Origin of the sequence: Herbiconiux moechotypicola, from assembly GCF_024979255.1 — a bacterium.
Lineage (GTDB): Bacteria > Actinomycetota > Actinomycetes > Actinomycetales > Microbacteriaceae > Herbiconiux > Herbiconiux moechotypicola.
Genome location: NZ_JANLCN010000001.1, coordinates 342,521 through 368,401, shown reverse-complemented (window position 1 = coordinate 368,401; position 25,881 = coordinate 342,521). Strand labels below are relative to the sequence as shown.

Annotated in this window: 22 protein-coding genes; 8 read left to right on the top strand and 14 right to left on the bottom strand. The window is 71.6% G+C overall.

Annotation, left to right across the window (positions count from 1 at the left end):
* Positions 1 to 39: 39 nt before the first annotated feature.
* Positions 40 to 1,095, top strand: coding sequence for an isopenicillin N synthase family dioxygenase (locus N1031_RS01745; protein ID WP_259477860.1), 1,056 nt, complete (start codon positions 40 to 42; stop codon positions 1,093 to 1,095).
* The gene (locus N1031_RS01740; protein WP_259477859.1) at positions 1,092 to 2,426 is read left to right on the top strand and encodes an MFS transporter; all 1,335 of its coding nucleotides are present in this window, start codon (positions 1,092 to 1,094) and stop codon (positions 2,424 to 2,426) included. Before N1031_RS01745 ends, N1031_RS01740 begins: the two co-directional genes overlap by 4 nt.
* Here the strand turns inward: N1031_RS01740 and N1031_RS01735 are convergent.
* The 8 genes from N1031_RS01735 to N1031_RS01700 all read right to left on the bottom strand — a co-directional run bounded on the left by N1031_RS01735 (position 2,399) and on the right by N1031_RS01700 (position 12,421).
* Positions 2,399 to 4,675: a HelD family protein gene (locus N1031_RS01735; RefSeq protein ID WP_259477858.1), complete on the bottom strand. Its 2,277-nt coding sequence runs from the start codon at positions 4,673 to 4,675 to the stop codon at positions 2,399 to 2,401. The genes N1031_RS01740 and N1031_RS01735 overlap by 28 nt on opposite strands.
* Before the next feature lie 81 nt (positions 4,676 to 4,756).
* Positions 4,757 to 5,131 (bottom strand): FKBP-type peptidyl-prolyl cis-trans isomerase, encoded by a 375-nt coding sequence (locus N1031_RS01730; protein ID WP_259477857.1) that lies wholly within the window; start codon positions 5,129 to 5,131, stop codon positions 4,757 to 4,759.
* A gap of 31 nt (positions 5,132 to 5,162) precedes the next feature.
* Positions 5,163 to 6,434, bottom strand: coding sequence for a PrsW family intramembrane metalloprotease (locus N1031_RS01725; protein ID WP_375163597.1), 1,272 nt, complete (start codon positions 6,432 to 6,434; stop codon positions 5,163 to 5,165).
* 50 nt (positions 6,435 to 6,484) lie between these two features.
* Positions 6,485 to 7,897: an FAD-binding oxidoreductase gene (locus N1031_RS01720; RefSeq protein WP_259477855.1), complete on the bottom strand. Its 1,413-nt coding sequence runs from the start codon at positions 7,895 to 7,897 to the stop codon at positions 6,485 to 6,487.
* Positions 7,898 to 7,978: 81 nt separating this feature from the next.
* Complete coding sequence (locus tag N1031_RS01715; RefSeq protein WP_259477854.1) at positions 7,979 to 9,466, bottom strand: aspartate ammonia-lyase; 1,488 nt, start codon at positions 9,464 to 9,466, stop codon at positions 7,979 to 7,981.
* A 67-nt stretch (positions 9,467 to 9,533) separates the two neighbouring features.
* A complete protein-coding gene (locus N1031_RS01710; protein WP_259477853.1) occupies positions 9,534 to 10,943 on the bottom strand; it encodes an aldehyde dehydrogenase family protein in 1,410 nt (469 codons plus the stop codon).
* A 60-nt stretch (positions 10,944 to 11,003) separates the two neighbouring features.
* A complete protein-coding gene (locus N1031_RS01705) occupies positions 11,004 to 11,240 on the bottom strand; it encodes a hypothetical protein (RefSeq protein ID WP_259477852.1) in 237 nt (78 codons plus the stop codon).
* Positions 11,237 to 12,421 (bottom strand): inorganic phosphate transporter, encoded by a 1,185-nt coding sequence (locus N1031_RS01700; protein ID WP_310795661.1) that lies wholly within the window; start codon positions 12,419 to 12,421, stop codon positions 11,237 to 11,239. Before N1031_RS01700 ends, N1031_RS01705 begins: the two co-directional genes overlap by 4 nt.
* A 100-nt stretch (positions 12,422 to 12,521) precedes the next feature.
* Here N1031_RS01700 and N1031_RS01695 point away from each other — a divergent pair, with 100 nt between their 5' ends.
* Positions 12,522 to 14,678, top strand: a complete 2,157-nt coding sequence (locus tag N1031_RS01695; protein ID WP_259477851.1) for a S9 family peptidase — start codon at positions 12,522 to 12,524, stop codon at positions 14,676 to 14,678.
* Complete coding sequence (locus tag N1031_RS01690; protein WP_259477850.1) at positions 14,675 to 15,046, top strand: hypothetical protein; 372 nt, start codon at positions 14,675 to 14,677, stop codon at positions 15,044 to 15,046. The genes N1031_RS01695 and N1031_RS01690 overlap by 4 nt, the downstream gene beginning before the upstream one ends.
* 4 nt (positions 15,047 to 15,050) lie before the next feature.
* Here the strand turns inward: N1031_RS01690 and N1031_RS01685 are convergent, their stop codons facing one another.
* The gene (locus N1031_RS01685; RefSeq protein ID WP_259477849.1) at positions 15,051 to 17,165 is read right to left on the bottom strand and encodes a DEAD/DEAH box helicase; all 2,115 of its coding nucleotides are present in this window, start codon (positions 17,163 to 17,165) and stop codon (positions 15,051 to 15,053) included.
* A gap of 101 nt (positions 17,166 to 17,266) precedes the next feature.
* Positions 17,267 to 17,602: a DUF6804 family protein gene (locus N1031_RS01680; RefSeq protein ID WP_259477848.1), complete on the bottom strand. Its 336-nt coding sequence runs from the start codon at positions 17,600 to 17,602 to the stop codon at positions 17,267 to 17,269.
* Positions 17,603 to 17,641: 39 nt separating this feature from the next.
* On the opposite strand from N1031_RS01680, the gene N1031_RS01675 reads away from it, so the two are divergent.
* The 4 genes from N1031_RS01675 to N1031_RS01660 are packed head-to-tail and all read left to right on the top strand — an operon-like array spanning position 17,642 to position 21,366.
* Complete coding sequence (locus tag N1031_RS01675; RefSeq protein WP_259477847.1) at positions 17,642 to 18,040, top strand: hypothetical protein; 399 nt, start codon at positions 17,642 to 17,644, stop codon at positions 18,038 to 18,040.
* Between the two features lie 11 nt (positions 18,041 to 18,051).
* Complete coding sequence (locus tag N1031_RS01670) at positions 18,052 to 19,011, top strand: pseudouridine-5'-phosphate glycosidase (RefSeq protein ID WP_259477846.1); 960 nt, start codon at positions 18,052 to 18,054, stop codon at positions 19,009 to 19,011.
* Positions 19,012 to 19,015: 4 nt separating this feature from the next.
* A complete protein-coding gene (locus N1031_RS01665) occupies positions 19,016 to 19,975 on the top strand; it encodes a carbohydrate kinase family protein (protein ID WP_259477845.1) in 960 nt (319 codons plus the stop codon).
* Positions 19,972 to 21,366 carry a M20/M25/M40 family metallo-hydrolase gene (locus N1031_RS01660; protein ID WP_259477844.1) on the top strand — a complete coding sequence of 465 codons (1,395 nt, stop codon included), beginning with the start codon at positions 19,972 to 19,974 and terminating at the stop codon, positions 21,364 to 21,366. The genes N1031_RS01665 and N1031_RS01660 overlap by 4 nt, the downstream gene beginning before the upstream one ends.
* A gap of 37 nt (positions 21,367 to 21,403) precedes the next feature.
* Here N1031_RS01660 and N1031_RS01655 read toward each other — a convergent pair whose 3' ends face one another.
* The 4 genes from N1031_RS01655 to N1031_RS01640 form a co-directional block, all read right to left on the bottom strand.
* Complete coding sequence (locus tag N1031_RS01655) at positions 21,404 to 21,994, bottom strand: GDSL-type esterase/lipase family protein (protein WP_259477843.1); 591 nt, start codon at positions 21,992 to 21,994, stop codon at positions 21,404 to 21,406.
* Positions 21,991 to 23,502, bottom strand: coding sequence for an SDR family oxidoreductase (locus tag N1031_RS01650; RefSeq protein WP_259477842.1), 1,512 nt, complete (start codon positions 23,500 to 23,502; stop codon positions 21,991 to 21,993). Before N1031_RS01650 ends, N1031_RS01655 begins: the two co-directional genes overlap by 4 nt.
* A gap of 64 nt (positions 23,503 to 23,566) precedes the next feature.
* Positions 23,567 to 24,430 (bottom strand): aldehyde dehydrogenase family protein, encoded by an 864-nt coding sequence (locus tag N1031_RS01645; RefSeq protein WP_259477841.1) that lies wholly within the window; start codon positions 24,428 to 24,430, stop codon positions 23,567 to 23,569.
* Positions 24,427 to 25,869: an aldehyde dehydrogenase family protein gene (locus tag N1031_RS01640; protein WP_259477840.1), complete on the bottom strand. Its 1,443-nt coding sequence runs from the start codon at positions 25,867 to 25,869 to the stop codon at positions 24,427 to 24,429. Before N1031_RS01640 ends, N1031_RS01645 begins: the two co-directional genes overlap by 4 nt.
* Between the last annotated feature and the right edge of the window lie 12 nt (positions 25,870 to 25,881).

The following is a 25,881-nucleotide window of genomic DNA, read 5'->3' as shown; positions in this document are numbered from 1 at the left end:
TAGGCGTAACATTCGATTTCGCCGCCCTAGGATCGATGTATGAGCACTGCGACCCTCAGCACCGCTACCCTCCCCGTCCTCGACCTGTCGCGCCTCCGCGAAGGCGACGCCGAGGCCGAGGCCTTCCGCATCGACCTGCGCGAGGCCACCCACGACTACGGCTTCTTCTACCTCACCGGCCACGGCGTGCCGCAGGAGCTGATCGACCGCGTGGTCGCCGTGTCGCGGCGGTTCTTCGCCCTCCCCGAGGCCGACAAGCTCGCCATCGAGAACCTCAAGAGCCCCCACTTCCGCGGCTACACCCGCGTCGGCGGTGAACTCACCCAGGGCAAGGTCGACTGGCGCGAGCAGATCGACATCGGCACCGAACGCGAGCCCGTCACCGCCGAGGGCGCTCCCGACTACATGCGCCTCGAGGGCCCCAACCAGTGGCCGGATGCGCTGCCCGAGCTCCAGCAGACCATCGCCGAGTGGTACGACGAGCTCACCCGCGTGAGCATCACGCTGCTGCGCGCCTGGGCCGTGAGCCTCGGTGCCCCCGAGAACGTGTTCGACGCCGCCTTCGCGGAGAGCCCGTCCACCCTCATCAAGATCGTGCGCTACCCGGGCAAGAGCGACCCCGAGCCCAAGCAGGGCGTGGGTGCCCACAAAGACAGCGGTGTGCTCACCCTCCTCCTCGTCGAGCCCGGGAAGGGCGGCCTGCAGGTGGAGAAGGACGGCGAGTGGATCGACGCTCCCCCGATCGACGGCGCCTTCGTCGTGAACATCGGCGAGTTGCTCGAGGTGGCCACGAACGGCTACCTGAAGGCCACCGTGCACCGCGTGATCTCGCCGCGCATCGGTGACGACCGCGTCTCCATCCCGTTCTTTTACGCCCCGGCGCTCGACTCCACCATCCCGGTGCTGCCCCTGCCCGAGGCTCTCGCGGCCGAGGCCACCGGCATCACGGTCGACCCGACCAACCCCATCTTCAGCACCTACGGCGAGAACGCGTTCAAGAGCCGCCTCCGTGCCCACCCCGACGTGGCGGCCATCCACCACTCCGACCTGGTGGAGAAGATCGCGGCGGCAGCCGCGCAGAACAACCAGGCGTGAGCCACCCGGAGGGCGGGCCTGCCGAGGAGCCGGCCCGCCGCCGGAACCCGCTCGCCGACCTCACACCTCTGAGGGCCAGCCCTGCCTTCGCCCGGCTCTGGGCCGGTCAGGCCATCTCGGGCATCGGCAGCCAGATGACCATCGTGGCCGTGGGCCTCGACATCTACCGGCTCACCGAGTCGACCCTCGCCGTGTCGGGCGTGGCGCTGTTCGCGCTGCTGCCCATGATCGTGGCGGGGCTGTGGGGCGGGATGCTCGCCGACTTCTTCGACCGCCGCCGGGTCGCGCTCATCGCGGCGGTCGTGGCGTGGCTCTCGACGGCGACCCTCGCCGTGCTCGCCTGGACGAGCGCCGACAGCGTGCCCGCGCTCTACGCCCTCGCCACCCTCAACGCGGTCGCCGCCACGGTCATCCAGACCACCCGCGCGGCGATCTACCCGCGCATCCTGCCCCGCGAGCTGCTGCCGGCGGCCGCCGCCCTCAACGGCATCACCATCGGCATCATGGTGACGGTGGGGCCCGCCCTCGCCGGCGTGCTCGTGGCGACGGTCGGCTTCGGCTGGACGTACACCATCGACGTGGTGCTGTTCGTGTCGGCCTTCGTGGGCATCCTCGGTCTCCCGCGCATCCTGCCCGAGGGCGACGTGCGGCGGCCGGGGCTCGACTCGCTGCGACAGGGATTCTCGTTCCTTCGGCACGCCCCGAACATCCGCGCCTCGTTCCTCATCGACATCGGCGCGATGACTTTCGGGCAGCCGCGCGTGCTGTTCCCCGCGATCGGCGTGCTCGTGCTGGGCGGCGGTGCCATCACGGTGGGCCTGCTCACGGCGGCGTTCGCGGTGGGCGCCTTCCTCGCGAGCGTCTTCTCGGGCCGGCTCGGCGGCGTGCGCTGGCAGGGCCGGGCCATCGCCCGGGCCGTGCAGTCGTACGGCGTGTTCGTGGCGCTGTTCGGCCTCGTGGTGCTGATCGCGTCGTTCGCCGGTACGCCGCCGAGCGACCAGCTCTCCGACGCGAACGTGCCCGCCCTGGTGCTCGCGGCGCTGGCCATGACCGGCGCGGGCGCCTCCGACGAGGTGAGCGCCATCTTCCGCTCCACGATGCTGCAGACGGCGGTGCCCGACCACATGCGCGGCCGGCTTCAGGGTGTCTTCACCGTGGTGGTGGCGGGCGGTCCCCGCATCGGCGACCTCTACGTGGGGGCGCTCTCGGTGTTCGTCGCGCTCTGGTTCCCGCCGTTGTTCGGCGGTGTGGTGATCGTCGTGATCGCCGCGCTCATCGCGCGATTCGTCCGCAGCTTCCGCGCCTACGACTCGCTGAACCCGGTGCCCTGACGCGACACCGGGGGCAGGCCCGCCGGCCGCACTTCGCCGGGTGCGAGCGCGAGGGCGAGTCGCTGCGTGGGGCGGGTCATCGCGACGTAGAGGGCGGATGCGCCCCGCGGGCTCTCGGCGACCACGGCGGCGGGCGAGACGATCACGACGGAATCGAACTCGAGGCCCTTCGCTTCAGCGGGGGTGATGACGGCGATCGGCCGGGCCAGCCCCGCGGCACCCACGCCGGAGTCGGCGCCGAATCGCTCGCGCACGACGGCGGCCGCCCGGTCGAACAGCGCCTCCGGTGCGATGACCGCGGTGGTGCCGCCCTCACCGGCCATCTCGTCGACCAGGTCGATGAGCACCGCGGCGAGCTCCTCATCCGACTCGGTCTCGATGGCCTCGACCGGCCACTCGGTGGAGCGCACCGAGCGTGACGGGGTGATGCGGAGACCCGCCGCCTCGGCCACCCACTCGGCGGCCTCGACGATCTGGGTGGGGGTGCGGTAGTTGACGGTCAGCTCCTCAAGCCGCCAGCCCTCGCCGATGAGGGGCGTGAGGGTGGCGCCCCAGTCGGTGGTGGAGGCCGCCGACGACGCCTGCGCCACGTCGCCCACCACGGTGAACGACCGCAGCGGGCAGCGGCGCAGCAGCAGGCGCCACTGCATGGGCGAGAGCTCCTGAGCCTCGTCGACCACGATGTGACCGTAGGTCCAGGTGCGGTCGGAGGCGGCCCGCTCGGCCGTGGTGAGCGACACCGTGCTCTCGGCGAACCCGTCGACCACCGTCTCGGCCGAGACGAGACCCGCCACGCCCATGTTGCGGATAGCGTTCTTGGCGTTCTCGAGGTCGCGCTTGCGCTGGGCCTTCTCGGCGCGGCGCTTGGCCTGGTCGGCCGGGTCGGAGTCGCCGAGCAACTCGGCCGCCTCGTCGAGGAGGGGGATGTCGGAGATGGTCATCGCCGCACCACGCTCCCGGCGGAGCAGCTCGCGCTTGGCCTTCGACCACGACCCGGTGAGCCCCGCCAGCCACTGGGGCCGGGCGTAGAGGTCTTCGAGCAGCTTCTCGGGGGTGAGCGGGATCCACGCCGTGTTCAGCGCCACGCGCACGTCGTAGGCGGTACGGATGTCTTCGCGGAGGTAGGCGAGGTCGGCGTCGTCGACCGTGGTTCCCCGGCGCTTGAGCTGCTCGGCGAGCTGCTTCGTGAGCTGCCCCAGGAGCGTCTTGACGAACTGCACCCGGCCCTCGTTGTACGGCTTGCCCGACTCGCGGGCCCGGTGCATCGCATCCGCGACCGTCTGCGGTTCGAGTACGAGCGTCTCGCCGTTCACGTCGAGCGACTGCGGCTCGGAGGGCACGCGCTGGCGCGAGCGGACCGCGCGCCGGATGAGCCCCGCCATCTCGGCACCGCCCTTCACAGCGGCGACGGCGGGCTCGTCGTCGTGGGTGGCCTCGAGGGCGGGATACAGCCGCCCGAGGCTGGAGAGCACGACGCCGGTCTCGCCGAGGCTCGGCAGCACCGCGTTGATGTACTGGAGGAATGCCGGGCTGGGCCCCACCACGAGCACACCGCTGGAACCGAGACGCTCCCGGTGTGTGTAGAGCAGGTAGGCGGCGCGGTGAAGCGCCACGGCGGTCTTGCCCGTGCCCGGACCACCCTGCACCACGAGCACCCCGGAGAGGTCGGAGCGGATGATCCTGTCCTGCTCGGCCTGGATGGTGGAGACGATGTCGTGCATGCGGCCGGTGCGCTGCGCCGAGAGGGCGGCGAGCAGAGCGCCCTCGCCCTGGAGCCGCGTGCCCTCCTGCTCGAGCAGCCCGGCGTCGAACACCTCGTCTTCGATGCGCACCACCTCGCGACCTTTGGTGGTGAGGTGGCGTCGGGCGCGGGCGCCGAGCGGGGTGGCGGCGGTGGCCTGGTAGAAGGCGCGGGCCTGGGGCGCCCGCCAGTCGAGCAGCAGGGGCTCGAGGTTCTCGTCGCGGAGGCCGAGACGGCCGATGTAGCGCAGCGCCGAGCCGTTCTCGTCGGGCTCGACGAGTTCGAGGCGGCCGAAGGCCAGCCGCTCCCCCACGTCGCGCAGCTGACGGATGCGGTCTTCGTAGACCTGGGCGAAGGCGTCGCGCTCCGAGCGCGACTGATGGTTGCCGCCCACGCTCTCCCGCCGCACCGCGGCGAGCTCGCGCTCCGCCTCGGCCCGCAGCCCGTCGAGCCGCTCGTAGAGCGCCGAGACGTACTCGCGCTCACGCGCCAGTTCGGAATCCGCCACGCCAGGTACCTCCCGTTTGCCGGGAAGCAAGTTTACCGGGTCGGGCGGGCGCGCGTGCCCGACCCGGTGGGGCTCACAGGGTCAGGGGACCGCGATGAGGTCGATGACGAAGATGAGCGTCTTGCCGGCGAGGAAGTGCCCGCTGCCGGCGGGGCCGTAGGCCAGGTGCGGCGGGATGACGAGCTTGCGGCGACCGCCCGCCTTCATGCCGGGGATGCCCTCCTGCCAGCCGGCGATGAGGCCGTTGAGCGGGAACGAGATGGTCTCGCCGCGGTTCCACGAGGAGTCGAACTCCTCGCCGGTCTCGTACTCCACACCGAGGTAGTGCACCTCGACGGTGGCGCCGGGCGTGGCCTCGGCACCGGTGCCCTCGACGATGTCGACGATCTCGAGCGTGGTGGGCGCCGGTCCCTCGGGGAACTCGATCTCGGGCTTGGATCCTGTTGCGTCTGTCATGCCTCAATCCAAGCCCACCTGCACGGGCAGGTCAAAGGCGGGAACCGCTCGCGCGCGCCGCCGCCGCGGCGGCGATCGCGGTGTCGAGGGCCGAGCGTTCGGCCAGCAGCGCCTCCAGCAACTGCCCTTCGTCGCGCCTCGCCCCGATGGCGGAGCGGCCGGTGAGGATGCGCTGACGGGCGAAAGCGAGCCGCGTGGCGGTGCGCGTGAACGCCCTCATCGCGGTGGGGCCCGGCGGCGGCAGCGTGCGCGCCCAGCGCGCGGCCTGCCGGCGGCCGGCCCCGGTGGAGAGCATCTCGACCTCGGGTTCGCTGAACCAGCCCGCGGCCGCGTACTCGCCCAGCCGGGCGCGAGTGAGCTTCGCCTCGGACTTGCGCAGCAGCACCACGAACACGATGGCCAGGGCGAACAGCGGAACCTGCACCACGAAGTAGAGCAGGAAGAACCCGTCCAGACCCTCGACGAGGAAGGTCGAACCGTTCCAGAGGGCGTGCAGGCCGATGGCCAGCAGGAGGCCGAGCACGAAGATGCCCACCCCTGCCGCCCAGTTCTTGCGGCGCACCGCGAAGCCGAGGGCCACACCGGTGCAGGCCGTGAACATCACGTGCGCGAACGGCGACATGATGCCCCTCAGCACGAAGGTGAAACCGAGGCCGATCCCGCCCGACTCCAGCAGGGCCTGCCCGAAGTAGAGAATGTTCTCGGTGAAGGCGAACCCCGCCGCCACGGTGGCGCCGTACACCAGTCCGTCGACCGGCCCGTCGAACTGCTTGCGGAAGAACAGCAGCAGAATGAGGACTCCGGCGGCTTTGGCCCCCTCCTCCACCACGGGCGCCTGGATGACCGAGCTCCACAGCTCGCTCGTCGTGGCCATCCCGTCGCTCGCGGCGTAGACGAGCACCTGCACACCGACGTCGACGATGAGCGCGATGGCGACCGACGCGGCGGCGCCCCAGAGGAACGCGAACCACAGGGCCGGCCGCGGCTCCGGCTCCCACCGGTCGATGAGCGTGATGGCCGTGATGACGACGGCGAGGGGCACGAGGGCCACCACGGCGCAGATGACCGTGGCGACCGGCCCGAGACCGAGCACGAGGTAGGCGAGCACCGCCAGGAAGACGAAACCCAGCACGATGAGGCCGACCGTGGCGAGCACGATCGAACTGGTGGCCGGACCCCTGGCCGGCGCGGCGGCGGGCACGGGCAGGGCAGGAGCCGCGACCGCGGCGGCCGGTGCACTGGGCGCCGGCCCGGCGACGACGGTCTGGACCGGATCGAACACTCCCGGCGCGCTCAAGAGCATTCCTCAGCTACCCGCATGCTCCCAGCGTACTGCACAACGGGCCCGTGCACTCAGTAGACCTTGCCCGGGTTCATGATGCCCTGCGGGTCGAACGCCGCCTTGATGCGGCGCTGGAGCTCGAGACCCTCGCGCCCCAGTTCGTTCTCGATCCACCGCTTCTTGAGCAGTCCCACCCCGTGCTCGCCGGTGAGCGTGCCGCCGAGTTCGACGCTCGCCGCGAACATCTCGTCGGCCGCCTGCCACACCCGCTCGGGCACCACCAGCGGCGCCTCGGGAGACGCACCCTCCTGGCGGGGCAGCACGAAGTTGGGGTGCAGGTTGCCGTCGCCGGCGTGCGAGACGGTGGGGATCGGGATGCCGTATGCCTCCGAGATGCGCTCGATGGCGGCGAACATCTCGGCGAGCTTCGACCGCGGCACGCACACGTCTTCGATGAGCACCTCGCCCTCGAGCTCGAGCGCCGGGTGGAAGCTGCGCCGGAACGCCAGCTCGGCCTCGCCCGCGACCGGATCGTCGGTCGCGGTGAGCGACTGGGCCCCGGCCGACTCGAGCACTGCCACGACGGCGTCGGCCTCAGCTCGCGCGCCCGCGCCGTCGGTCTGCACCAGCACGTACGCGGCGCCGGGCGCCTTGGGGGCCGCACCGAGCATCCGGGCGACCGCCGCGACGGAGTGGGCGTCCATGAGCTCCATCACGGCCGGTCGCAGGCGGTTGGCCGTGACGGCGGCGCAGGCGGCTGCCGCATCGGCCACCGAGGAGAAGAAGGCGCCGATGGTCACCACGTCGCCGACCGCGACGGGACGGATGCGCACGGTCGCGTCGACCACCACGCCCAGCGTGCCCTCCGAGCCGGTGAACAGCGCCGTGAGGTCGTAGCCGGTGACCCCCTTCACCGTGCGCCGGCCGGTGGTGAGCAGCGAGCCGTCGGCGAGCACGACGGTGAGACCCAGCACGGCCTCGCGCGTCACACCGTACTTCGCGCAGAGCAGCCCGCCGGCGTTGGTGGCGATGTTGCCGCCGATGGTGGAGATCGCCTTGCTCGCGGGGTCGGGCGAGTACACGTAGCCGTGCGGCGCGAGCGCGTCGCCGAGCGCCTGGTTGATGACGCCGGCCTCCACCACGGCGAGCTCGTCGTCGAGCGAGACCTCGAGGATGCGGTCCATGCGCTCCAGGCTCAGCACGACGCTGCCCGCCGACGAGGTCGCTCCCCCGGCGAGACCACTGCCGGCGCCGCGCGGCACCACCGGGATGCCGTGCTCGTGCGCGAGACGCATCGTCGCCTGCACGTCGGCGACCGACTCGGCGAGCACCACGCAGATCGCCGCGTCGTCGGACCGCCACCCCGACTTGTCCGATCGCACCCGCTCGAGGAGCGCGGGGTCGGTGCTGACCCGGTCTCCCAGGTCGGCTCGGAGCAGCTGCAGCACCTCGTCGGAGGTGCGGGGATCATGCGTCATCGTCATGCTGCCATCGTATCCAGCGGCCGGATGCGCGCCGGCGTCGCGCGCATCCGTCGCCCCACGCGAGCCCTGGCCGGGCCCGCCTCAGATCGCCGGGTCGCCGTCGACCACGGGGATGGCCGCCGTGATCGCCTCGATGCCCGAGAGCCTGGCCGGGGAGATGAGCTTCATCACGCGCTCCCGCGACATGAGATCGGCCTCCACCACCAGGTCGGCGATGTTGCGATGCGTGAGAAGCGCCGTCTTGGCGAGCGCCGAGGCCGCCGCGTAGCCGATGTACGGCGTGAGCGCCGTGACCACGCCGACGGAGGTCGACACCATGGTGTCGAGCCGGTCGAGGTTCGCCGTGATGCCGTCGACGCAGTTGACCCGCAGGGTGCGGCAGCCGCCGGTCATCCACGCCAGACTCTGCAGCAGCGAGTGCGCGATCACGGGTTCGAAGGCGTTGAGCTGCAGCTGCCCGCCCTCGGCCGCCATGGTGACCGTGGTGTCGGCGCCGGCCACCGAGAAGGCGACCTGGTTGACCACCTCGGGGATGACCGGGTTGACCTTGCCGGGCATGATGCTCGACCCGGCCTGGCGGGCGGGCAGGGTGATCTCACCGAACCCGGCCTGCGGGCCGCTGGAGAGCAGGCGCAGGTCGTTGCAGATCTTGGAGAGCTTGATGGCCGAGCGCTTGAGAACCCCCGAGAGCGTCATGAAGACGCCGGCGTCGCTGGTGGCCTCCACGAGGTCGGCGGCGGTGACGTGGGCGTAGCCGGTGAGCTCGCGCAGGTGCCGGCACACCGTCGCGGCGTAGGCGGGGTCGGCGGTGATGCCGGTGCCGATGGCGGTTGCTCCGAGGTTGATCTCCCAGAGCAGCGGCGCGGTCTCGCGCAGCCGCGAGAGGTCTTCGGTGAGCGTGGTGGCGAAGCCGTGGAACTCCTGCCCCAGTGTCATCGGCACGGCGTCCTGTAGCTGGGTGCGCCCCACCTTGAGGATGTGGGCGAACTCGTGGCCCTTCTCGGCGAAGGAGTCACGCAGCTGCTCGTGCTCGGCCAGCAGCCGGTCGAGCGAGAAGCACAGGGCGAGCTTGACCGCGGTGGGGTACACGTCGTTGGTGCTCTGGCTGCGGTTGACGTCGTCGAGCGGATGCAGCACGGAGTAGTCACCCGGCGCGTGGCCGTTCGCGACGAGGGCCACGTTGGCGATGACCTCGTTCGCGTTCATGTTGGTGGAGGTGCCCGCCCCGCCCTGGATCACGCCCACCACGAACTGGTCGTGGAACTCCCCTGCCCGGATTCGTTCGCAGGCCGCCTCGATCCAGTCGGCCTTGCGGGCGTCGAGCACGCCGAGCTCGCGGTTGGCGCGCGCTGCGGCCTGCTTCACGATGGCGAGGGCGTTGACGAGGTCGGGGTAGACCGAGATGGGCCGGCGCGAGATCGGGAAGTTCTCGAGGGCGCGTGCGGTGTGGATGCCCCAGAGGGCGTCGCGCGGGATGTCGACCGAGCCGAGGCTGTCGGTCTCGGTGCGGGTGGGGGTGTCGGTGTCGGTGCCTGTGGGGGTGTCGGTGAGTGACGGTGATGATGTCACGGTGTGCTCCAGTGCAGATCGTGTCGTGTGCGGATGTGCCGCGGCTCGTGGCTGCGACGCCCCGACTCTAACGCAGGCGCCTCATCAGGCCGCGGATCAACCCGTCTTTCGCGGGGGTGAACGGCGGGTACACGAGCTTCAGCGTGTCGGGCGCCAGCCGTTTGGAGAGCACCGCCTTGCGATGGCTGAAGGTCTCGATGCTGAGCCGGCCGTGGTAGGCCCCCATCCCGCTCTCCCCCACTCCGCCGAACGGCAGCCCCGGCACGGTGAGGTGCGCCACGGGCACCCCGAACCCCACGGCACCCGAGGAGGTTTCGGTGAGGATGCGCTTCGCGGTGGTCTTCGACGAGGTGAAGGCGTACAGCGCGAGGGGCTTCTCGCCGGCGCGGATGAGCGCGATCGCGTCGTCGAGGTCGGCCACCCGCACGATGGGGAGGATCGGGCCGAAGATCTCCTGCTGCATGACGGCGGAGTCGCGCGCGACGTGGTCGAGCACGGTGGGTGCGAAGTAGCGGGTGCCCGGCTCGCGGGTGCCGCCCGCCACGACCAGCTCGCCGTCGAGGAGCCCGTCGAGCCGGCCGAACTGGCGGTCGTTCACGATGCGGCCGTAGCTCGAGCTCGAACGCGGGTCGCCCTCGTAGAGCTCGGCCACCGCGTCGGCGAGGTGCGGCACCAGGGCGTCGGCCACCTCGGCCGTGGCGAGCAGATAGTCGGGCGCCACGCAGGTCTGGCCGGCGTTCATGAACTTGCCCCAGGCGATGCGCCGGGCGGCCGCCGCGAGGTCGACGGTATCGTCGACGTAGACGGGCGACTTGCCGCCGAGCTCGAGGGTGACCGGGGTGAGGTGCTTCGCGGCGGCCGTCATGACGATGCGGCCCACGGTGCCGTTGCCGGTGTAGAAGATGTGGTCGAAGCGCTGCTCGAGCAGCTCGGTGGTCTCCTCCACACCGCCCTCCACCACGGCGACGGCACGGGGGTCGAGGTAGAGCGGAACGAGCTCGGCGAGCAGGGCCGAGGTGGCCGGGGCGAGCTCGCTGGGCTTCAGCACCACGGCGTTGCCGGCGGCGAGGGCCCCCGCCACCGGCGCGAGCAGCAGTTGCACGGGGTAGTTCCACGGGGCGATGACCAGCACGACCCCGAGCGGCTCGAGCAGGGTGGAGGCGGATGCGGGGGCGAGCGCGAGCGGCACCGCCACGCGGCGGGGTCGGAGCCACGAGCGGAGGTGGCCCAGGATGTGCTCGATCTCGGCCTCGACCACGCCGATCTCGGTGAGCTGCGACTCCGCGGGGTTCTTGCCGAGATCGCGGAACAGCGCGTCTTCGAGTTCGGCCGAGCGCTCCTCGAGCAGCTTCTTCAGCGCCCTCAGCTGGCGTTCGCGCCACGCCAGCGAGCGGGTCACGCCCCGGTCGAACGCCGAGCGTGCCACCTCCACCACGGTGGACGGTGCGACGGCGGAGAGGGCGCTCTGCGGTGTCATCTCCCCATCGTAGGAGTGCGGCGCAGCCCGCGGAAGGCCGCTGCCCGCCGGGGGCCGCGGTCAGGCGTGCAGGGCGGGCACGATGAGGTAGATGCCGAAGAGCACCGCGGCGGCGCTGAGGGCGAAGCAGAGGTACGAGAGCACCGTCGCGATGCGCGGGCGCACCGGCTCACCGGTCGCTCCGTCGGGTCGGGTGAGAAAGCGCAGGCGGAGCCCGAGAGAGTACAGGCTCACCACGACGGCCGTGGCGACGAGCGACGCCAGTGCCACCACGAGGAATGCGCCCCAGTCGATCATCGTGCCGCCTTCCGCTTGCGCCGTGTGGCCTTCGGGCTGCGCACGGCGATGGTCGCCGCATCCACCTCGCTGATGGCGTTGGAGGAGTCGACGCGGTTGCGGCGCGAGATCACGAAGATGCCGACGATGATCGCGAGCCCCACGATCGCGTCGATCACGAGACCCGCCGTGCCGATGCCGGCCACGAGGGCCGCCAGCGCGCCGACGAGGGCCGAGGCGGGAAGCGTGACCACCCAGCCGAGACCGATCCGCCCCGCCGTGCGCCAGCGCACCGAGGCGCCCTTCCGGCCGAGGCCGGAGCCGATCACCGATCCGGAGGCCACCTGCGTGGTGGAGAGGGCGAAGCCGAGGTGGCTCGAGGCCAGGATGGTCGCCGCCGTGCTCGTCTCGGCCGCGAAACCCTGGGCGGGCTTGACCTCGGTGAGGCCTGAGCCCAGGGTGCGGATGATGCGCCAGCCGCCCATGTAGGTGCCGAGGGCGATCGCGAGCGCGCAGGTGACGACGATCCAGAGCGACGGCCCGCTCCCGGTCGGCAGCAGGCCCGCCGAGATGAGGGTGAGGGTGATGACACCCATCGTCTTCTGGGCGTCGTTGGTGCCGTGGGCGAGGGCCACGAGCGACGACGAGAAGATCTGCCCGTAGCGGAACCGCCCGCGCACGCCCGACTGCGCACTCGAGGCGGGCATCCGGGTGATGGCGTAGGCGAGCCGGGTGGCGACGAAGGCCACCAGACCCGCCACGACCGGCGCCACGAGCGCGGGCAGCACCACCTTGCTGAGCAGCACGGAGTAATCGACGACGCCGAAGCCCGCACCCACGACGGCGGCGCCGATGAGACCGCCGAACAGGGCGTGCGACGAGCTGGAGGGCAGGCCGAACAGCCAGGTCACGAGGTTCCAGACGATGGCGCCGATGAGCCCCGCGAAGATCATCTCGGGCATGATCTGGATGCCGCCGTCGCCCTCCTTGATGAGGCCGCCGGAGATGGTCTTCGCCACCTCGGTGCTCAGGAAGGCGCCCACCAGGTTGAGCGCTGCGGCGAGCGCCACCGCGACCTTGGGCTTCAGGGCTCCCGTGGCGATGGGGGTGGCCATCGCGTTGGCCGTGTCGTGGAAGCCGTTGGTGAAGTCGAAGAAGAGTGCGAGGGCGATGACCAGCACCACCACGACGGTGAGTTCCACCAGAGCCGACTCCTGAATCTCGTCACCGAACATGCCCCGGGAGTTCACCCTACGTTCACCCCGGGGGTCGCGTCCACTTGGGCCGGTCTACGCTGGGGGCATGGCAGCAGTCCCTCCCCGTGCCCGCAGGAAGCCGTTCGAACGAGTGCACCACGGAGACGTCGTGATCGACGACTACGAATGGCTCCGTGACAAGGAGGATCCCGAGGTGATCGCCTACCTCGACGCCGAGAACGCCTACACCGACGAGGCGACTTCACACCTCGCGGGCCTGCGCGAGAGGCTCTTCGACGAGATCAGGTCGCGCACCCTCGAGACCGACCGCTCCGTGCCCGTGCGCGACGGCGGCCACTGGTACTTCACGCGCACGGCGGAGGGTTCGCAGTACGGCGTGCACTGCCGTGTCGCGGTCTCCTCCGCCGACGAGTGGACCCCTCCCGAGGTGGAGCCGGGCATGCCGCTCGCGGGCGAGGAGGTGGTGCTCGACGATAACGCCGAGGCCGAGGGTCACGAGTTCTACTCTCTGGGCTCGTTCGACGTCAGTCCCGACGGAACTCTCCTGGCCTACGCCGTCGACACCGTCGGCGACGAGCGCTTCACCCTGCGCATCCGCGACCTGCGCACGGGCGCCGACCTCCCCGACGAGGTGACGGGCACCTTCGCCGGGGCGGTGTTCTCGGGCGACGGGTCGAGCATCTACTACCCCACGGTCGACGACGCCTGGCGGCCCGACACCATCTGGCGGCACCGGGTGGGCACGAGCGCCGAGAGCGACGAGACCGTGTTCACCGAGCCCGACGAGCGCTACTGGGTGGGCGTGGGCCTCACCCGCAGCAAGCGCTACCTCGAGATCGCGCTCGGTTCCAAGATCACCAGCGAGGTGCACCTGCTCGACACCACAGATCCGGATGCGGAGCTCACGGTGGTGTGGCCCCGTCGTGAGGGCGTGGAGTACTCGGTGGAGCACGCGGTGGTGGGCGGCGAGGACCGTCTGCTGATCCTGCACAACGACGGTGCGCTCGACTTCGAGCTGATCTCGGTCGCCCCGGACGCCCCGGCCGACCGCGACCGCTGGCAGGTCGTGAAGGCCCACGACCCCGCGGTGCGGCTGGAGGACGTGGACGCCTTCGCCGGGCATCTCACCCTCGACTACCGTCGCGACGGGCTCACCCGTGTGGCCGTGCTGCGGCTCGACCCCTCGGCGACCACTCTCGACGGTGACGCCTTCGTGGAGCTGGAGTTCGACGAGCCGCTGTTCTCGGTGGGCACCTCGGGCAACCCCGAGTGGGGGCAGCCGACCGTGCGCTACGCCTTCGGCTCGTTCGTCACCCCGGCCTCGGTGTTCGACTACGACGTCACCACAGGCGGGTCCACCCTCCTCAAGCAGGCTCCGGTGCTCGGCGGCTACCAGGCAGCCGACTACGAGCAGCGGCGGGAGTGGGCCACCGCTGCCGACGGCACCCGCGTGCCGGTCTCCCTCGTCGCGCGCCGCGGCGTGCTCGGCTCGGGGCCCGCACCGCTGGTGCTCTACGGCTACGGCTCCTACGAGGCCTCGATGGACCCCTCGTTCTCGATCTCGCGGCTGTCGCTGCTCGATCGCGGTGCGGTGTTCGCGATAGCCCACGTGCGGGGTGGCGGCGAGCTCGGGCGCAGCTGGTACGAGCATGGCAAGACGCTCACCAAGAAGAACACCTTCACCGACTTCGTGGCCTGCGCCGAGCACCTCGTGGCGGCGGGGCTGACCTCGCCCGACCGCCTCGTCGCCCAGGGAGGCAGCGCGGGCGGCCTGCTGATGGGAGCCGTGGCGAACCTCGCCCCCGCGCTGTTCGCCGGGGTGCTGGCACAGGTGCCGTTCGTCGACGCCCTCACGAGCATCCTCGACCCCTCGCTGCCGCTCACCGTCATCGAGTGGGACGAGTGGGGCGACCCGCTGCACGACCCCGAGGTGTACGCCTACATGAAGGGCTACACGCCCTACGAGAACGTGTCGGAGCAGCCGTACCCGCGCATCCTGGCCGTCACGAGCCTCAACGACACCCGGGTGCTCTACGTGGAGCCCGCGAAGTGGACGGCGAGGCTCCGCGACGTGGGCGCCCCCGTGCTGCTGAAGACTGAGATGTCGGCCGGGCACGGCGGGGTCTCCGGCCGCTACGAGCGCTGGCGCGAGGTGTCGTACGAGAACGCCTGGATGCTCGACGTGCTCGGGCTCGCCGACGCGGGCGCGCCCACCGCCACTGACGCTACGGTGGACGCGTGATCATCGCCGTGTTCCGCCGCCGTCTCCGCGACGGCGCGACGTTCGAGGAGTTCATCGAGGCCTGGGAAGCCGACAAGGGGTTCGGGGTGCCGGCCCGCGTCTTCAACGCGATCTCGGTCGACGACCCGCGCGAGGTGCTCTCGGTCGGGTTCGTCGACATCCCGGCCGAGGCCCTCGGCGGCCAGTCCGCGCGGGTGAGCGAGCAGGAGGCAGTGCGGCACTCGCGCATCGACGAGGTGATCGAGAGCACGGTGCTTCACGCCTACTACGACCTCCGCACCGAACACGACTTCTCGTCGGTCCCCACGGGAATCCCCCTCGCCTCACCCGCGAGCCTGCTCGCGGGCCTCGGGAGCCTCGCGGACTGAGGCGCTAGCGCTCCAGGGCCGAGCGGAGCAGTGACACGAGGGCGTCGAGCTGCACGCTGTCGGAGGAGCCCGTGGCGTCGTCGGAGCCGTCGAGGGCGCGGGCGGCGAGGCCCTGCTTCGAATCGATGAGCTCGGCGATGCGCGTGTCGATGGTCTGAGCGGCCACGATGCGCCAGGCGGTGACCGGCTCCTCCTGACCGATGCGGTGCACGCGGTCGATCGCCTGCGTCTGCTCGGCGGCCGTCCACGAGAGCTCGGCGAGCACCACGTTCGACGCGGTCTGCAGGTTGAGTCCCACGCCCGCGGCGGTGAGCGAGCACACCGCGACCGACACCTCGGGGTCGTTGTTGAACGCGTCGATCTCGCGCTGCCGGAGCGCCGCTGACTGGTCGCCGCGGATCGACACCGTCTTGAGCTCGCGCTTCGCGAACAGCTCCTCCGCCGCATCCATCACGTCGATGTGCTTGGCGAAGAACACCACCTTGCCCACCGAACGGGCCAGCTGCGCCGCGTAGTCGGCGGCGAGGCCGGCCTTCGCGGTGCCGATGCGCCGCACCATGGTGAACACGTTCAGACCGTCTTCGGTGTCTTTGGTGTCTTCGAGTTCCTGACGGGCCACCAGGCGCATGAGGTCGTCGTCGGGCAGCTCGTCGGGCTCGTCGCCGCGCGAGGCCGCCCGCGCCGCGACCAGCCGGCGGTACCGCGTGACCAGGCGGGCACCGAGCTCGCGCTCGGCCTCGCGGATGGAGCGGCCGAAATCGTCGTCGAGTTCCACCGGCAGGTCGACGATGCGCTTGGAGGGCAGGTCGGCGGCCACGTCGATCTTGCGGCGGCGCACGATGCCCATGTCGATGACGGCCTCGCGAGCCTCGGCGAAGAAGCCGGTGTCGGCGGGGGTGAGACCGGTCTCCTCGAGCCGCTCCATGAGCGCCGGGGTGGGCTTCGCCCCGTCGATCCAGCCGAGGAACTGCCAGATCGCCCGGAAGTCGTCGACGTCGTTGATGAGCGGGGTGCCGGTCAGGGCGAGCATGAGCGGGTTGCCGCCGGGCGCGGTGCGACGGATGCGGTCGGCCAGCGCCAGCACGTTGCGCGAGCGCAGCGACGTCATGTTCTTGATGAAGTGCGCCTCGTCGACCACCATGCCGCGGAAGCCGAGGGTGCCGAGCCACGACAGGTGCCGGTCGAGCACCTCGTAGTTCACCACCACCACGTCGGCGAAGGCGTCGAGGTTCTGGCCGTCGCCATGCACCACGGTGGCCCGGCGGTGCGGGGTCCAGATCTCGACCTCGCGGGCCCAGTTCATCTTCACCACGTTGGGCACGACCGCCAGCAGCGGGTAGGCGTCGGCGACGGATGCGGCCAGCAGCGACTGCGCGGTCTTGCCGAGACCGGGCTCGTCGGCCAGCAGGAAGGTGCGGTGACCCGCCTGCACGCTCTGCAGGAACCGCGACTGGTGCACCATGAGCTCGTGCCCGGGAGGCGACAGGCGGTCGATGGTCGGCGCCTCGGGCAGCTCCATGCTCGCGGCCGTGCCGCCCGCGCCGTACTCGAAGGCGCGGTAGAGCGGGCCGAGCAGCTCCCAGTTGCTCAGGCGGCCGACGCCGTGCGGCCTCGCCGGCGTGAGGTCGGGGGCCATGAAGGGGTTGGCGAGCTGACGCGAGCGCACCGAGGTGGGCACGACCTGGCGTTCGGCCAGCTCGGGCGGCACCACGGTGGCGACCGGCGCCACGGGCTCCGGCTCCTCGTCGGGCACCTCGAGCCCCGCGTCTTCGAGGTATTCGCGCCGGAGCTTGCGGGCCGCCGGCGACAGCGCGGCGTCGTTCTCGAGCAGCGAGATGAGCGAGGTGTCGCGCGCGGCGGTGCGGGCGAGGATCGACGCGATGCCGTCGAGGCGCTTCAGCTGCTCCGACCGCTCGCCGTCGCTGAGCGCGGCATCGGCCTTGATGCTCGCGCGCTCCTCGCGCATGAGGAGCGCGACCACGAGGAACTTGGTGCGCCCCGAGGGCGCCACCTTGCCGCGCTGGGCAGCGGCTTCGACCTCGCGCACCTTGCGGGCGAGGATGGGGATCAGACCGGTGTTGTCTGTTGCACGTGCACGGCGGGTGCCGGACCTTGACATCGTTCTCCTGGGGAGTGAGGCGGTACGCACGGGGAGCCGCGGAGGCCGAGCAACATGGCAGGAGCCACGGTCGGCGCAGAGAGCGGGAGCCCGTGCAGCGCCTAGTCTACGCGATGCACCTTGATGAGCAGGCCACTCACCACGAACACGACGGCGGCGGCGACGTGGGCGGCCTGCCAGGCCACCAGCGGGAGGTCGATCGGGAACGCCGGGTTCCAGAGCACCGCGATCGCCACGAGCGGTGCGATCCACCACCACTGCTTCGCCTGCCCGGCGAACACGCACATGATGAGGGCCAGGATGCTCACCACGTAGCGCGCGATGGTGAACCACTCGGTGTCGACCACGGCGATGAACGCCATCACGGCGATGGCGCCGAGGAGTCCGGGGGCGAGTGCGGGTCGGGTGAATGCCGGCTGGGCCTGTCGCGAGCTCATGTCTCGCCAATCCTAAGGCTCGGTGGCTAGTCTGAACTCATGACATACTCCTCGCCGTCGCCGTCCCCTGTCTTCGCGGGTCCGGAGGGTCTCTGGACGGCCGATCCGGAGGAGCTGGCGGCACGCCTGTTCGTCACCGTCTTCGCCGGTCAGGGCGCCGTTCCGCTGCCCCAGAAAGACGTGTCCGAGGTCTACGCCACCCTCGCCGGACTCGGCGGCTACACCCTCCCCGACGTGCGCTCGGGCAACACCCAGCCGCTCGGTCTCACCGTGCAGCTGGCGCAGGAGAGCATCCTGCTCTGGGAGCGCGCCACCGTCGCGACCCGACTCTCCGCCGGCGCCGGCCCGGTGTCGCACACCATCACCATGCTGCGCTTCGGCCCGGGCATCCTGAGCGCCGGCGACCCGGTGGCCGCCCTGAAGTCCCGACTCCACTGAGCGGCGCCGCGGTGACGACCCCCGGCCCCGACCGGTCCGGCCCTGCCCTGCTCCCCTCCGACGAGGTCGCCGAGGCCCTGCGCGACGGCCGGCCTGTGGTGGCGCTCGAATCGACGATCATCTCGCACGGCCTCCCCCGCCCGCGCAACCACGAGGCCGCTCAGGAGTTCGAGGAGATCCTGCGATCGGCTGGCGTGACCCCGGCCACCATCGCGGTGCTCGACGGCATCCCCCGCATCGGGCTCGACGCCGAGGGGGTGAGGCGCATCGCCGACGACGACATGGTGAAGGCCAGCGTGCGCGACCTGCCGATCCTCGCCGCGAAGGGCGTCAGCGGCGGCACCACGGTCGCCGCCACCGCCTACCTGGCGGGCCGCGCCGGCGTACGGGTGTTCGCCACCGGCGGTCTCGGCGGCGTGCACCGCGGCGCCTCGGAGTCGTTCGACGAGTCGGCCGACCTCAGCACCCTGGCCCGCGCCGGGGTGACCGTGGTGTCGGCGGGGGTGAAGTCGGTGCTCGACATCCCGGCCACGCTCGAGCGCCTGGAGACCCTCAGCGTGCCGGTGCTCGGGTACCGCACCACCGACTTCCCGAGCTTCTGGCTCAGCCGCTCCGGCCACACCCTCGACTGGCGCGTCGACTCCGCGGCCGAGATCGCCCGGGTGATGCAGGCCCAGGATGCGCTCGGCCACGGCCAGGGCATCGTGGTGGCCAACCCGCTCCCCGACGAGCTGCAGTGGAACCCCGAGGAGCACGACCGGGTGCTCGCCACCGCGTTCGCCGCGGCGGCCGAGGCCGGGGTCACCGGCAAGGCGGTCACCCCCTTCCTGCTGGGCTTCATCGTGGAGGCCTCCGGCGGCCGCAGCCTCGAGGTGAACCTCGACATCGCGCGCAACAACGTGCGGCTGGCCGGCGCGATCGCCACGGAGTGGAGCGCGCTGTCGGCAGGGCCGGCCGGGCAGGGCGCCTGACCGCATGACGGGAACCCGCGTGGTGGTGGTCGGCGACGTCTTCGACGACCTGATCGTCACCCCGGCCGGCGAGATCCGTCCCGACACCGACACCTCGGCCCGCATCCAGCGGCGCGACGGCGGCTCGGCCGCCAACGCCGCCGCCTGGTTCGGGTCGCTCGGGCACGAGACGCACTTCTTCGGCCGGGTGGGGCGGGCCGATGCGGCACGCCATTCACTCTCGCTCGCCGCCCACGGCGTCGAACCCCACCTCGTCGCCGACGCCGAGCTCGTCACCGGCACGATCGTGGTGGTGCTCGAGGCCGACCGCACCCGCACGATGCTCACCGATCGAGGCGCCAACGCGCTCGCGTCACCCGACGACGTCGATCGCGGGCTGCTCGTCCCGGGTTCCCATCTCCACCTCACCGCTTACACCCTCTTTCCCGGCCCGGGCGTCGACGAGGAGCGCCGGGCCGCCGCGTTCGCCGCGGTCATCGCCGCGGCCCGCCAGTCCGGCGCGACGGTGTCGGTGAATCCGGGTTCGGCCGGCTTCATCGCCGACCACGGTGCCGCCGGGCTGCTCGCGGCGACCGCCGGGGCCACGATCGCGGTGCCGAACCTCGACGAGGGGCGGCTGCTCACCGGCCGCGACGAGCCCGGTGACGTGCTCGACGCCCTGCTCGAGCACTACGAGGTGGTGGCGCTCACCCTGGGCCGGGCCGGCGCGCTCGGCGGCACACGACGCGGGGCGCGCGCCCGCACCGACGCCGTGCCCGTCGACCCCGTCGACACCACCGGCGCGGGCGACGCGTTCGGAGCGGCGTTCACGAGCGCCCTCGTGCACGCCTCCGTCCCGGTGCCGGAGGCCGGCGAGCAGTCGCTCCACGCGGCGCTCACCGCCGGAGCCCGCACCGCCGCCGTCGCGATCACCCGGGTCGGCGCGAGGCCGCCGCTCGATACCACCACCACGAGGACCCCATGACGCAGCCCACCGAGCATCCCTCTCCCGCCGTCGCGGACGGCTCGCACGACGACGAGGCCTCCCTCGCGCGGTTCCGCGCGCTCCTGCGCATCCCCACGATCTCGCAGTTCGACCCCGCCGCGGTCGACGCCGCCGCCTACGACGACTTCGCCGACACTATCGAGCGGCTCTACCCCGCGGTGCACGCGCACCTCACCCGCGAGCTCGTGGGCGGCCGCACCCTGCTCTACCGCTGGGCGGGCCGGCAGACCGGCGGGCCCGCCTCGATCCTGCTCGCCCACTACGACGTGGTGGCCGCCACCGACGACGGCTGGGTGCATCCGCCGTTCTCGGCCACGGTCACCGGCAGCAGCACCGCCCGAGGCGACGACCGCGTGCTCTGGTCGCGCGGCACGCTCGACGACAAGGGGTCGGTGGTCGCCCTGCTCGAGGCCGCCGAACGCGCGCTCGCCGACGGCGTGGAGCCCGAGCACGATGTGTACCTGCTGTTCGGGCACGACGAGGAGTCGGAGGGCCGGGGTGCCGCTGCGGTCGCCGCGCTGCTCGCCGAGCGCGGCGTCGAGATCGGGCTGGTGCTCGACGAGGGCGGCGCGGTGGTGGAGGGCGTGATCCCCACCGTCGAGCGGCCCATCGCCGTGGTGGGGGTGAGCGAGAAGGGCACCACCACCTTCACCCTCACGGTCGAGCAGGCGGGTGGCCATGCGTCGACCCCGCCGCCGGTCACCGCGTCGGATCGGCTCGCGCGCGCGATCGTGCGCATCAACGCGCATCCCTTCCCCGGCCGCCTGAACCCGGCGACCGAGGCGATGATCACCACGGTGGGCGCCCACGCCCGCAACCCGCTGCGGTTCGTGTTCACCCGCGCCCGCTGGTTCCGGCCGCTGCTCGTGGCGGCGTTCGGGCGCATCGGGGTCGACACCGCCGCGATGGTGCGCACCACCACCGCGGTCACCCGGCTCTCCGGCGGGCTCGCCGTGAACGCGCTGCCCGAGCGGGTGCAGGCCGTGGTGAACGCCCGCATCGCCATCGGCTCCTCGGTGGCGCGCACGAAGGCGCGGCTCGAGCGGGTGATCGGCGATCCCGCGGTGCGGGTCGAGATCCTCAGCGCGAACGAGCCAGCCCGGGTGTCGCAGATGAGCGGGCCGAGGTGGGACCTGCTCGCCGAGACCATCGGTGAGAGCTACCCCACGGCGATCGTCACGCCCTACGTGCAGACCGGCGCCACCGACTCCCGGCGGTTCAGCCCGCGCAGCCGGTCGGTGTACCGCTTCAGCCCCTTCGCCATGTCGGGCGACGAGCGCGGCACCCTGCACGCGAAGAACGAGCGGATGCACGTGGCGACCTGGTTCACCGGCATCGCCTTCTACGAGCGGTTGTTCACCCGGCTCTGATCGTTCCCCACGCGGGGAACGACCCCGTGCGTGCGGCTCAGCCCTCTTCGCGCAACAGCGCGCCGAGCTCGGGCAGCCGGATCGGCCGGCTCGACGGCGGCAGGCCCTGCACCCGCTCGAGGGCGGGCACGAGTTCTGACAGCCAGGCCTCGTAGCCCGCGGCGTTGAGATGCAGCCTGTCCTCGGTGTAGGCCGGGTTGAGCTCGCCGTCGGCCTCGGCCATCACCGGCCAGAGGTCGAGGTAGTGCGCCTTCACGGTGGCCGCGAACTGCCACACGTGCCGGTTGATCTCCTTCACGAACTCCGCGTACTCCCGGCCCCTGGGCAGCACCGACTGCACCAGGATGCGCGCGTCGGGCAGATCGTGGCGGAGCGTGACGAGGATGGTCTCGATGCCGCGCACCACCTGCTCGACGGCGCGCCGGTTGGCCACGTCGTTGGTGCCGATGAGCAGCACCACCGTCTCGGGGTCGTACTCGGCGACCTGGTCGAGGCGCTCGATGAGCCCCTCGGTGGTGTCTCCGCCGACGCCGAGGTTGACAGCCTCGAGGTCGGGGAACCAGCTCTGCCAGTCGCCGCCCTCGGTGAGACTGTCCCCGATGAAGACGGTCGTGGATCGTTCGGTCATGATGGCCTCCCGTGGGTCTCGGCTTCCAGTGTATCGACGGGTGTCAGCGCCGCCTCGGTGATGCGGTTGGCCATGCCCGTGAAGATGACGCCGTGGAACGGCAGGATGGCCAGCCAGTAGAGCCGCCCGCCGAGGCCGCGGGGAAAGAACACGGCCCGCTGGTCGTAGACCGAGCCCCGCGCATCCGGAGTCGCCCGCATCTCGAGCCAGGCCCGGCCAGGCACCTTCATCTCGGCGCGAAGCCGCAGCATCCTGCCCCGCTCGATCTCTTCGACGCGCCAGAAGTCGAGGGCGTCGCCCACCTGCAGGCGGGTGGGGCTGCGGCGGCCACGGCGAAGGCCCACTCCCCCGACGAGCTTGTCCATCCAGCCGCGCACCGCCCAGGCGAGCGGGAAGGAGTACCACCCGTTCTCGCCCCCGATGCCCTCGATCACGGTCCACAGGCGCTCGGGTGACGCGGCCGTGCGGCGTTGCTTCACGTCGGTGTAGACGGTGTGCCCGGCCCAGTCGGGGTCGCTCGGCAGCGGGTCGCTCGCGGCGCCGGCGACCAGCGCATCCTGCCAGCTCGTCTCCACCTCGCCCTGGCGCATCTTCTCCAGCGCGAGCCGCACGGCCCGCCGGTAGGGGGTGAGGCCGCCCTCGGGGTCGGGGATGTGGTCGCGGATGTCGTGCTCGTGCGCCACGCAATCGAACTGCAGCGAGGCGATGATGGGAACGGCGAGGGTGCGCGGGATGGGCGTGACGAGGTTCACCCACTGGGCCGCGAGCCAGGGGGTGAGCACGGGCAGCGCGGCGATGGGCCGCTGACGCAGGCCCGCTTCGAGTGCGTAGCCGTTCATCATCTGGCCGTAGCGCAGCACGTCGGGGCCGCCGATGTCGAAGGTGCGGTTGACCTCGGGCGGCAGTGTGGCGGCGCCGATGAGGTAGTGCAGCACGTCGCGCACGGCGATCGGCTGGATGCGGTTGCGCACCCAGCGCGGCGCGGGCATGTAGGGAAGCACCTCGGTGAGGTGGCGGATCATCTCGAAGCTCGTGGATCCCGAACCGATCACTACCCCGGCCTGGAGCGCGGCGGTGGGCACGCCGGAGGCGAGCAGGATGCGGCCGACCTCGACGCGGGAGCGCAGGTGCGGTGAGAGTCCGGCGCTCTCCTCCGGGGTGGGGTGGAGCCCACCGAGATAGACGATGCGACCGACACCGGCATCGTGAGCCGCTGCGGCCACGTTGTGGGCCGACTCGCGTTCGATCGCCTCGAAGTCCTTGGCACCGCCCATGGAGTGCACGAGGTAGTACACGACGTCGACGCCTTCGAATGCCGAGCGCAGCGAGTCGCGGTCGCCGAGGTCGCCCTGCGCCACGTCGACCTCGGGTGCCCAGGGCACGTCGCGCAGCTTCTCGGGCGAGCGCACCAACACCCGTACCTCGTGCCCGGCCTTGAGAAGGCGGGGCACCAGACGGCCTCCGATGTAGCCGGTCGCGCCGGTGACGAGAGATCTCACCCCCTCCACGCTAGCCCGGCACGCCCGCTCCCGCCCGTGCCCGGGTCGCGCGGCCCACGCATGCCGAGGTCGGTCAGAGCAGCGACTTGGGGTGCCACACGGTCTTGGTCTCGGTGAGGGCGGTGATGCGCGAGAGCGACGGGGCGACCGCGTCGGCACCCGCGAGGGGGCGCAGCACGCGCTTGAGGGTCTGGGCCGCGGCGATCTCGAGGTCGATCCACTCCAGCTCGCCGGCCCCCGTGAGGTCGAGCGCGTTGACGTCGTCGTGCGAGGCGAGCCACGGCGCGATCTCGGCGGGCGACCCGGTGAGCACGTTGACGACGCCCTTGGGGAGGTCGCTCGTCGCGAGCACCTCGCCCAGGGTGATGGCCGAGAGCGGGTGCGCCTCGCTCGCCACCACCACCACCGTGTTACCGGCCACCAGCGCGGGCGCCACCGTGGCGACGAGCCCGAGCAGCGCCGACTGCTGCGGTGCGACGACCGCGACCACCCCCGTGGGCTCGGGCACCGAGATGTTGAAGTACGGCCCCGCCACCGGGTTGGCATTGCCCGCCACCTGGGCGAACTTGTCGGCCCAGCCCGCGTACCAGACCCAGAGGTCGATGGCCTCGTCGACCTGCGCTCGCGCGACGGCGCCCGACACGCCCTGCTGCGCGGCGATCTCCTCCTCGAACTGGGCGCGGCGCCCCTCGAGCACCTCGGCCACCCGGTAGAGCACCTGACCGCGATTGTAGGCCGTGGCACCGGCCCAGCCGGAGACGGCCGCACGGGCCGCGACCACCGCATCCCGGGCGTCTTTGCGCGACGCCTGCGCCGCGTTGGCCAGGAACCCGCCCTTCGGGGTGGTCACCTCGTAGACCCTCCCCGACTCGCTGCGCGGGAAGGCCCCGCCCACGAAGAGCTTGTAGGTCTTCGGCACCGACAGATGCGTGCTCATCGCACTCCTCCCTCGAGGTAGGCGGCGAGGCCGTGTCGACCGCCCTCGCGCCCGAAGCCCGACTCCTTGTAGCCGCCGAACGGCGACGCGGGGTCGAAGCGGTTGAAGGTGTTGGCCCACACCACGCCGGCCCGCAGCTTGTCGGCCACGGCCAGGATGCGCGAGCCCTTCTCGCTCCAGATGCCCGCCGAGAGGCCGTAAGGCGTGTTGTTCGCCTTCGCGATCGCCTCGGCCGGGGTGCGGAAGGTGAGCACCGAGAGCACGGGGCCGAAGATCTCCTCGCGCGCGATGCGGTGCGAGGTGGCGACGTTGGTGAAGATGGTGGGCGCGAACCAGAACCCGTTCTCGGGGAACTCGCACGCGGGGCTCCAGCGCTCGGCGCCCTCGGCCTCGCCGATCTCGGAGAGGGTGCGGATGCGCTCCAGCTGCTCCGCCGAGTTGATGGCCCCCACGTCGGTGTTCTTGTCGAGGGGATCGCCCACCCGGAGGGTCGACAGGCGCGCCTTGAGCCGGTCGACGACCTCGTCGTGGATCGACTCCTGCACGAGCAGCCGCGATCCGGCGCAGCACACATGGCCCTGGTTGAAGAAGATGCCGTTGACGATGCCCTCGATCGCCTGGTCGATGGGTGCGTCGTCGAACACGATGTTCGCCGCCTTGCCGCCGAGCTCGAGGGTGAGGCGCTTGCCCGTGCCGGCGACCGCGCGGGCGATCTCCCGCCCGACGGCGGTCGATCCGGTGAAGGCGACCTTGTTCACATCCGTGTGGTTCACCAGCGCGCGGCCGGTCTCCCCCGCCCCGGTCACGATGTTCACCACACCGGCGGGCAGGCCCGCCTGCTGCACGATCTCGGCGAACAGCAGCGCCGTGAGCGGAGTGGTCTCGGCGGGCTTCAGCACCACCGTGTTGCCGGCGGCCAGGGCGGGAGCGATCTTCCAGGCCAGCATGAGCAGCGGGAAGTTCCAGGGGATGACCTGGCCCGCCACCCCGAGGGCCCGGGGGTTCGCACCGAGCCCGGCGTGGTCCAGTTTGTCGGCCCAACCGGCGTAGTAGAAGAACCAGGCGGCCACGAGCGGCACGTCGACGTCGCGCGACTCCTTGATGGGCTTGCCGTTGTCGAGCGACTCGGCCACGGCGAGCTCGCGCGCGCGCTCCTGCACCAGTCGCGCGATGCGGAAGAGGTACTTGCCGCGGTCTCGCCCCGAGAGGGTCGACCACCGCTTCTCGTAGGCCTTGCGCGCCGCAGCGACGGCACGGTCGATGTCGGAGGCGTCGGCCGAGGCGACCCGGGCAATGGGCTTCTCGGTGGCGGGCGAGATCGTGGCGAACGACTCGCCGTGGCCGTCGGTGAACTCGCCGTCGATGAACAGCCCGTACTCGGGCCGGAGGTTCAGCAGCGCCGTCGACTCGGGAGCCGGAGCGTAGTCGAGGAAGGACATGGTGGATCTCGT

Coding starts and splice junctions, on each gene's coding strand:
- N1031_RS01665 (WP_259477845.1), top strand. CDS start 19,016: ATGACGGGAACCCGCGTGGTGGTGGTCGGCGACGTCTTCGACGACCTG.
- N1031_RS01685 (WP_259477849.1), bottom strand. CDS start 17,165: ATGTCAAGGTCCGGCACCCGCCGTGCACGTGCAACAGACAACACCGGT.
- N1031_RS01655 (WP_259477843.1), bottom strand. CDS start 21,994: ATGACCGAACGATCCACGACCGTCTTCATCGGGGACAGTCTCACCGAG.
- N1031_RS01640 (WP_259477840.1), bottom strand. CDS start 25,869: ATGTCCTTCCTCGACTACGCTCCGGCTCCCGAGTCGACGGCGCTGCTG.
- N1031_RS01645 (WP_259477841.1), bottom strand. CDS start 24,430: ATGAGCACGCATCTGTCGGTGCCGAAGACCTACAAGCTCTTCGTGGGC.
- N1031_RS01720 (WP_259477855.1), bottom strand. CDS start 7,897: ATGACGATGACGCATGATCCCCGCACCTCCGACGAGGTGCTGCAGCTG.
- N1031_RS01705 (WP_259477852.1), bottom strand. CDS start 11,240: ATGATCGACTGGGGCGCATTCCTCGTGGTGGCACTGGCGTCGCTCGTC.
- N1031_RS01745 (WP_259477860.1), top strand. CDS start 40: ATGAGCACTGCGACCCTCAGCACCGCTACCCTCCCCGTCCTCGACCTG.
- N1031_RS01675 (WP_259477847.1), top strand. CDS start 17,642: ATGACATACTCCTCGCCGTCGCCGTCCCCTGTCTTCGCGGGTCCGGAG.
- N1031_RS01660 (WP_259477844.1), top strand. CDS start 19,972: ATGACGCAGCCCACCGAGCATCCCTCTCCCGCCGTCGCGGACGGCTCG.
- N1031_RS01695 (WP_259477851.1), top strand. CDS start 12,522: ATGGCAGCAGTCCCTCCCCGTGCCCGCAGGAAGCCGTTCGAACGAGTG.
- N1031_RS01680 (WP_259477848.1), bottom strand. CDS start 17,602: ATGAGCTCGCGACAGGCCCAGCCGGCATTCACCCGACCCGCACTCGCC.
- N1031_RS01725 (WP_375163597.1), bottom strand. CDS start 6,434: ATGCTCTTGAGCGCGCCGGGAGTGTTCGATCCGGTCCAGACCGTCGTC.
- N1031_RS01730 (WP_259477857.1), bottom strand. CDS start 5,131: ATGACAGACGCAACAGGATCCAAGCCCGAGATCGAGTTCCCCGAGGGA.
- N1031_RS01710 (WP_259477853.1), bottom strand. CDS start 10,943: ATGACACCGCAGAGCGCCCTCTCCGCCGTCGCACCGTCCACCGTGGTG.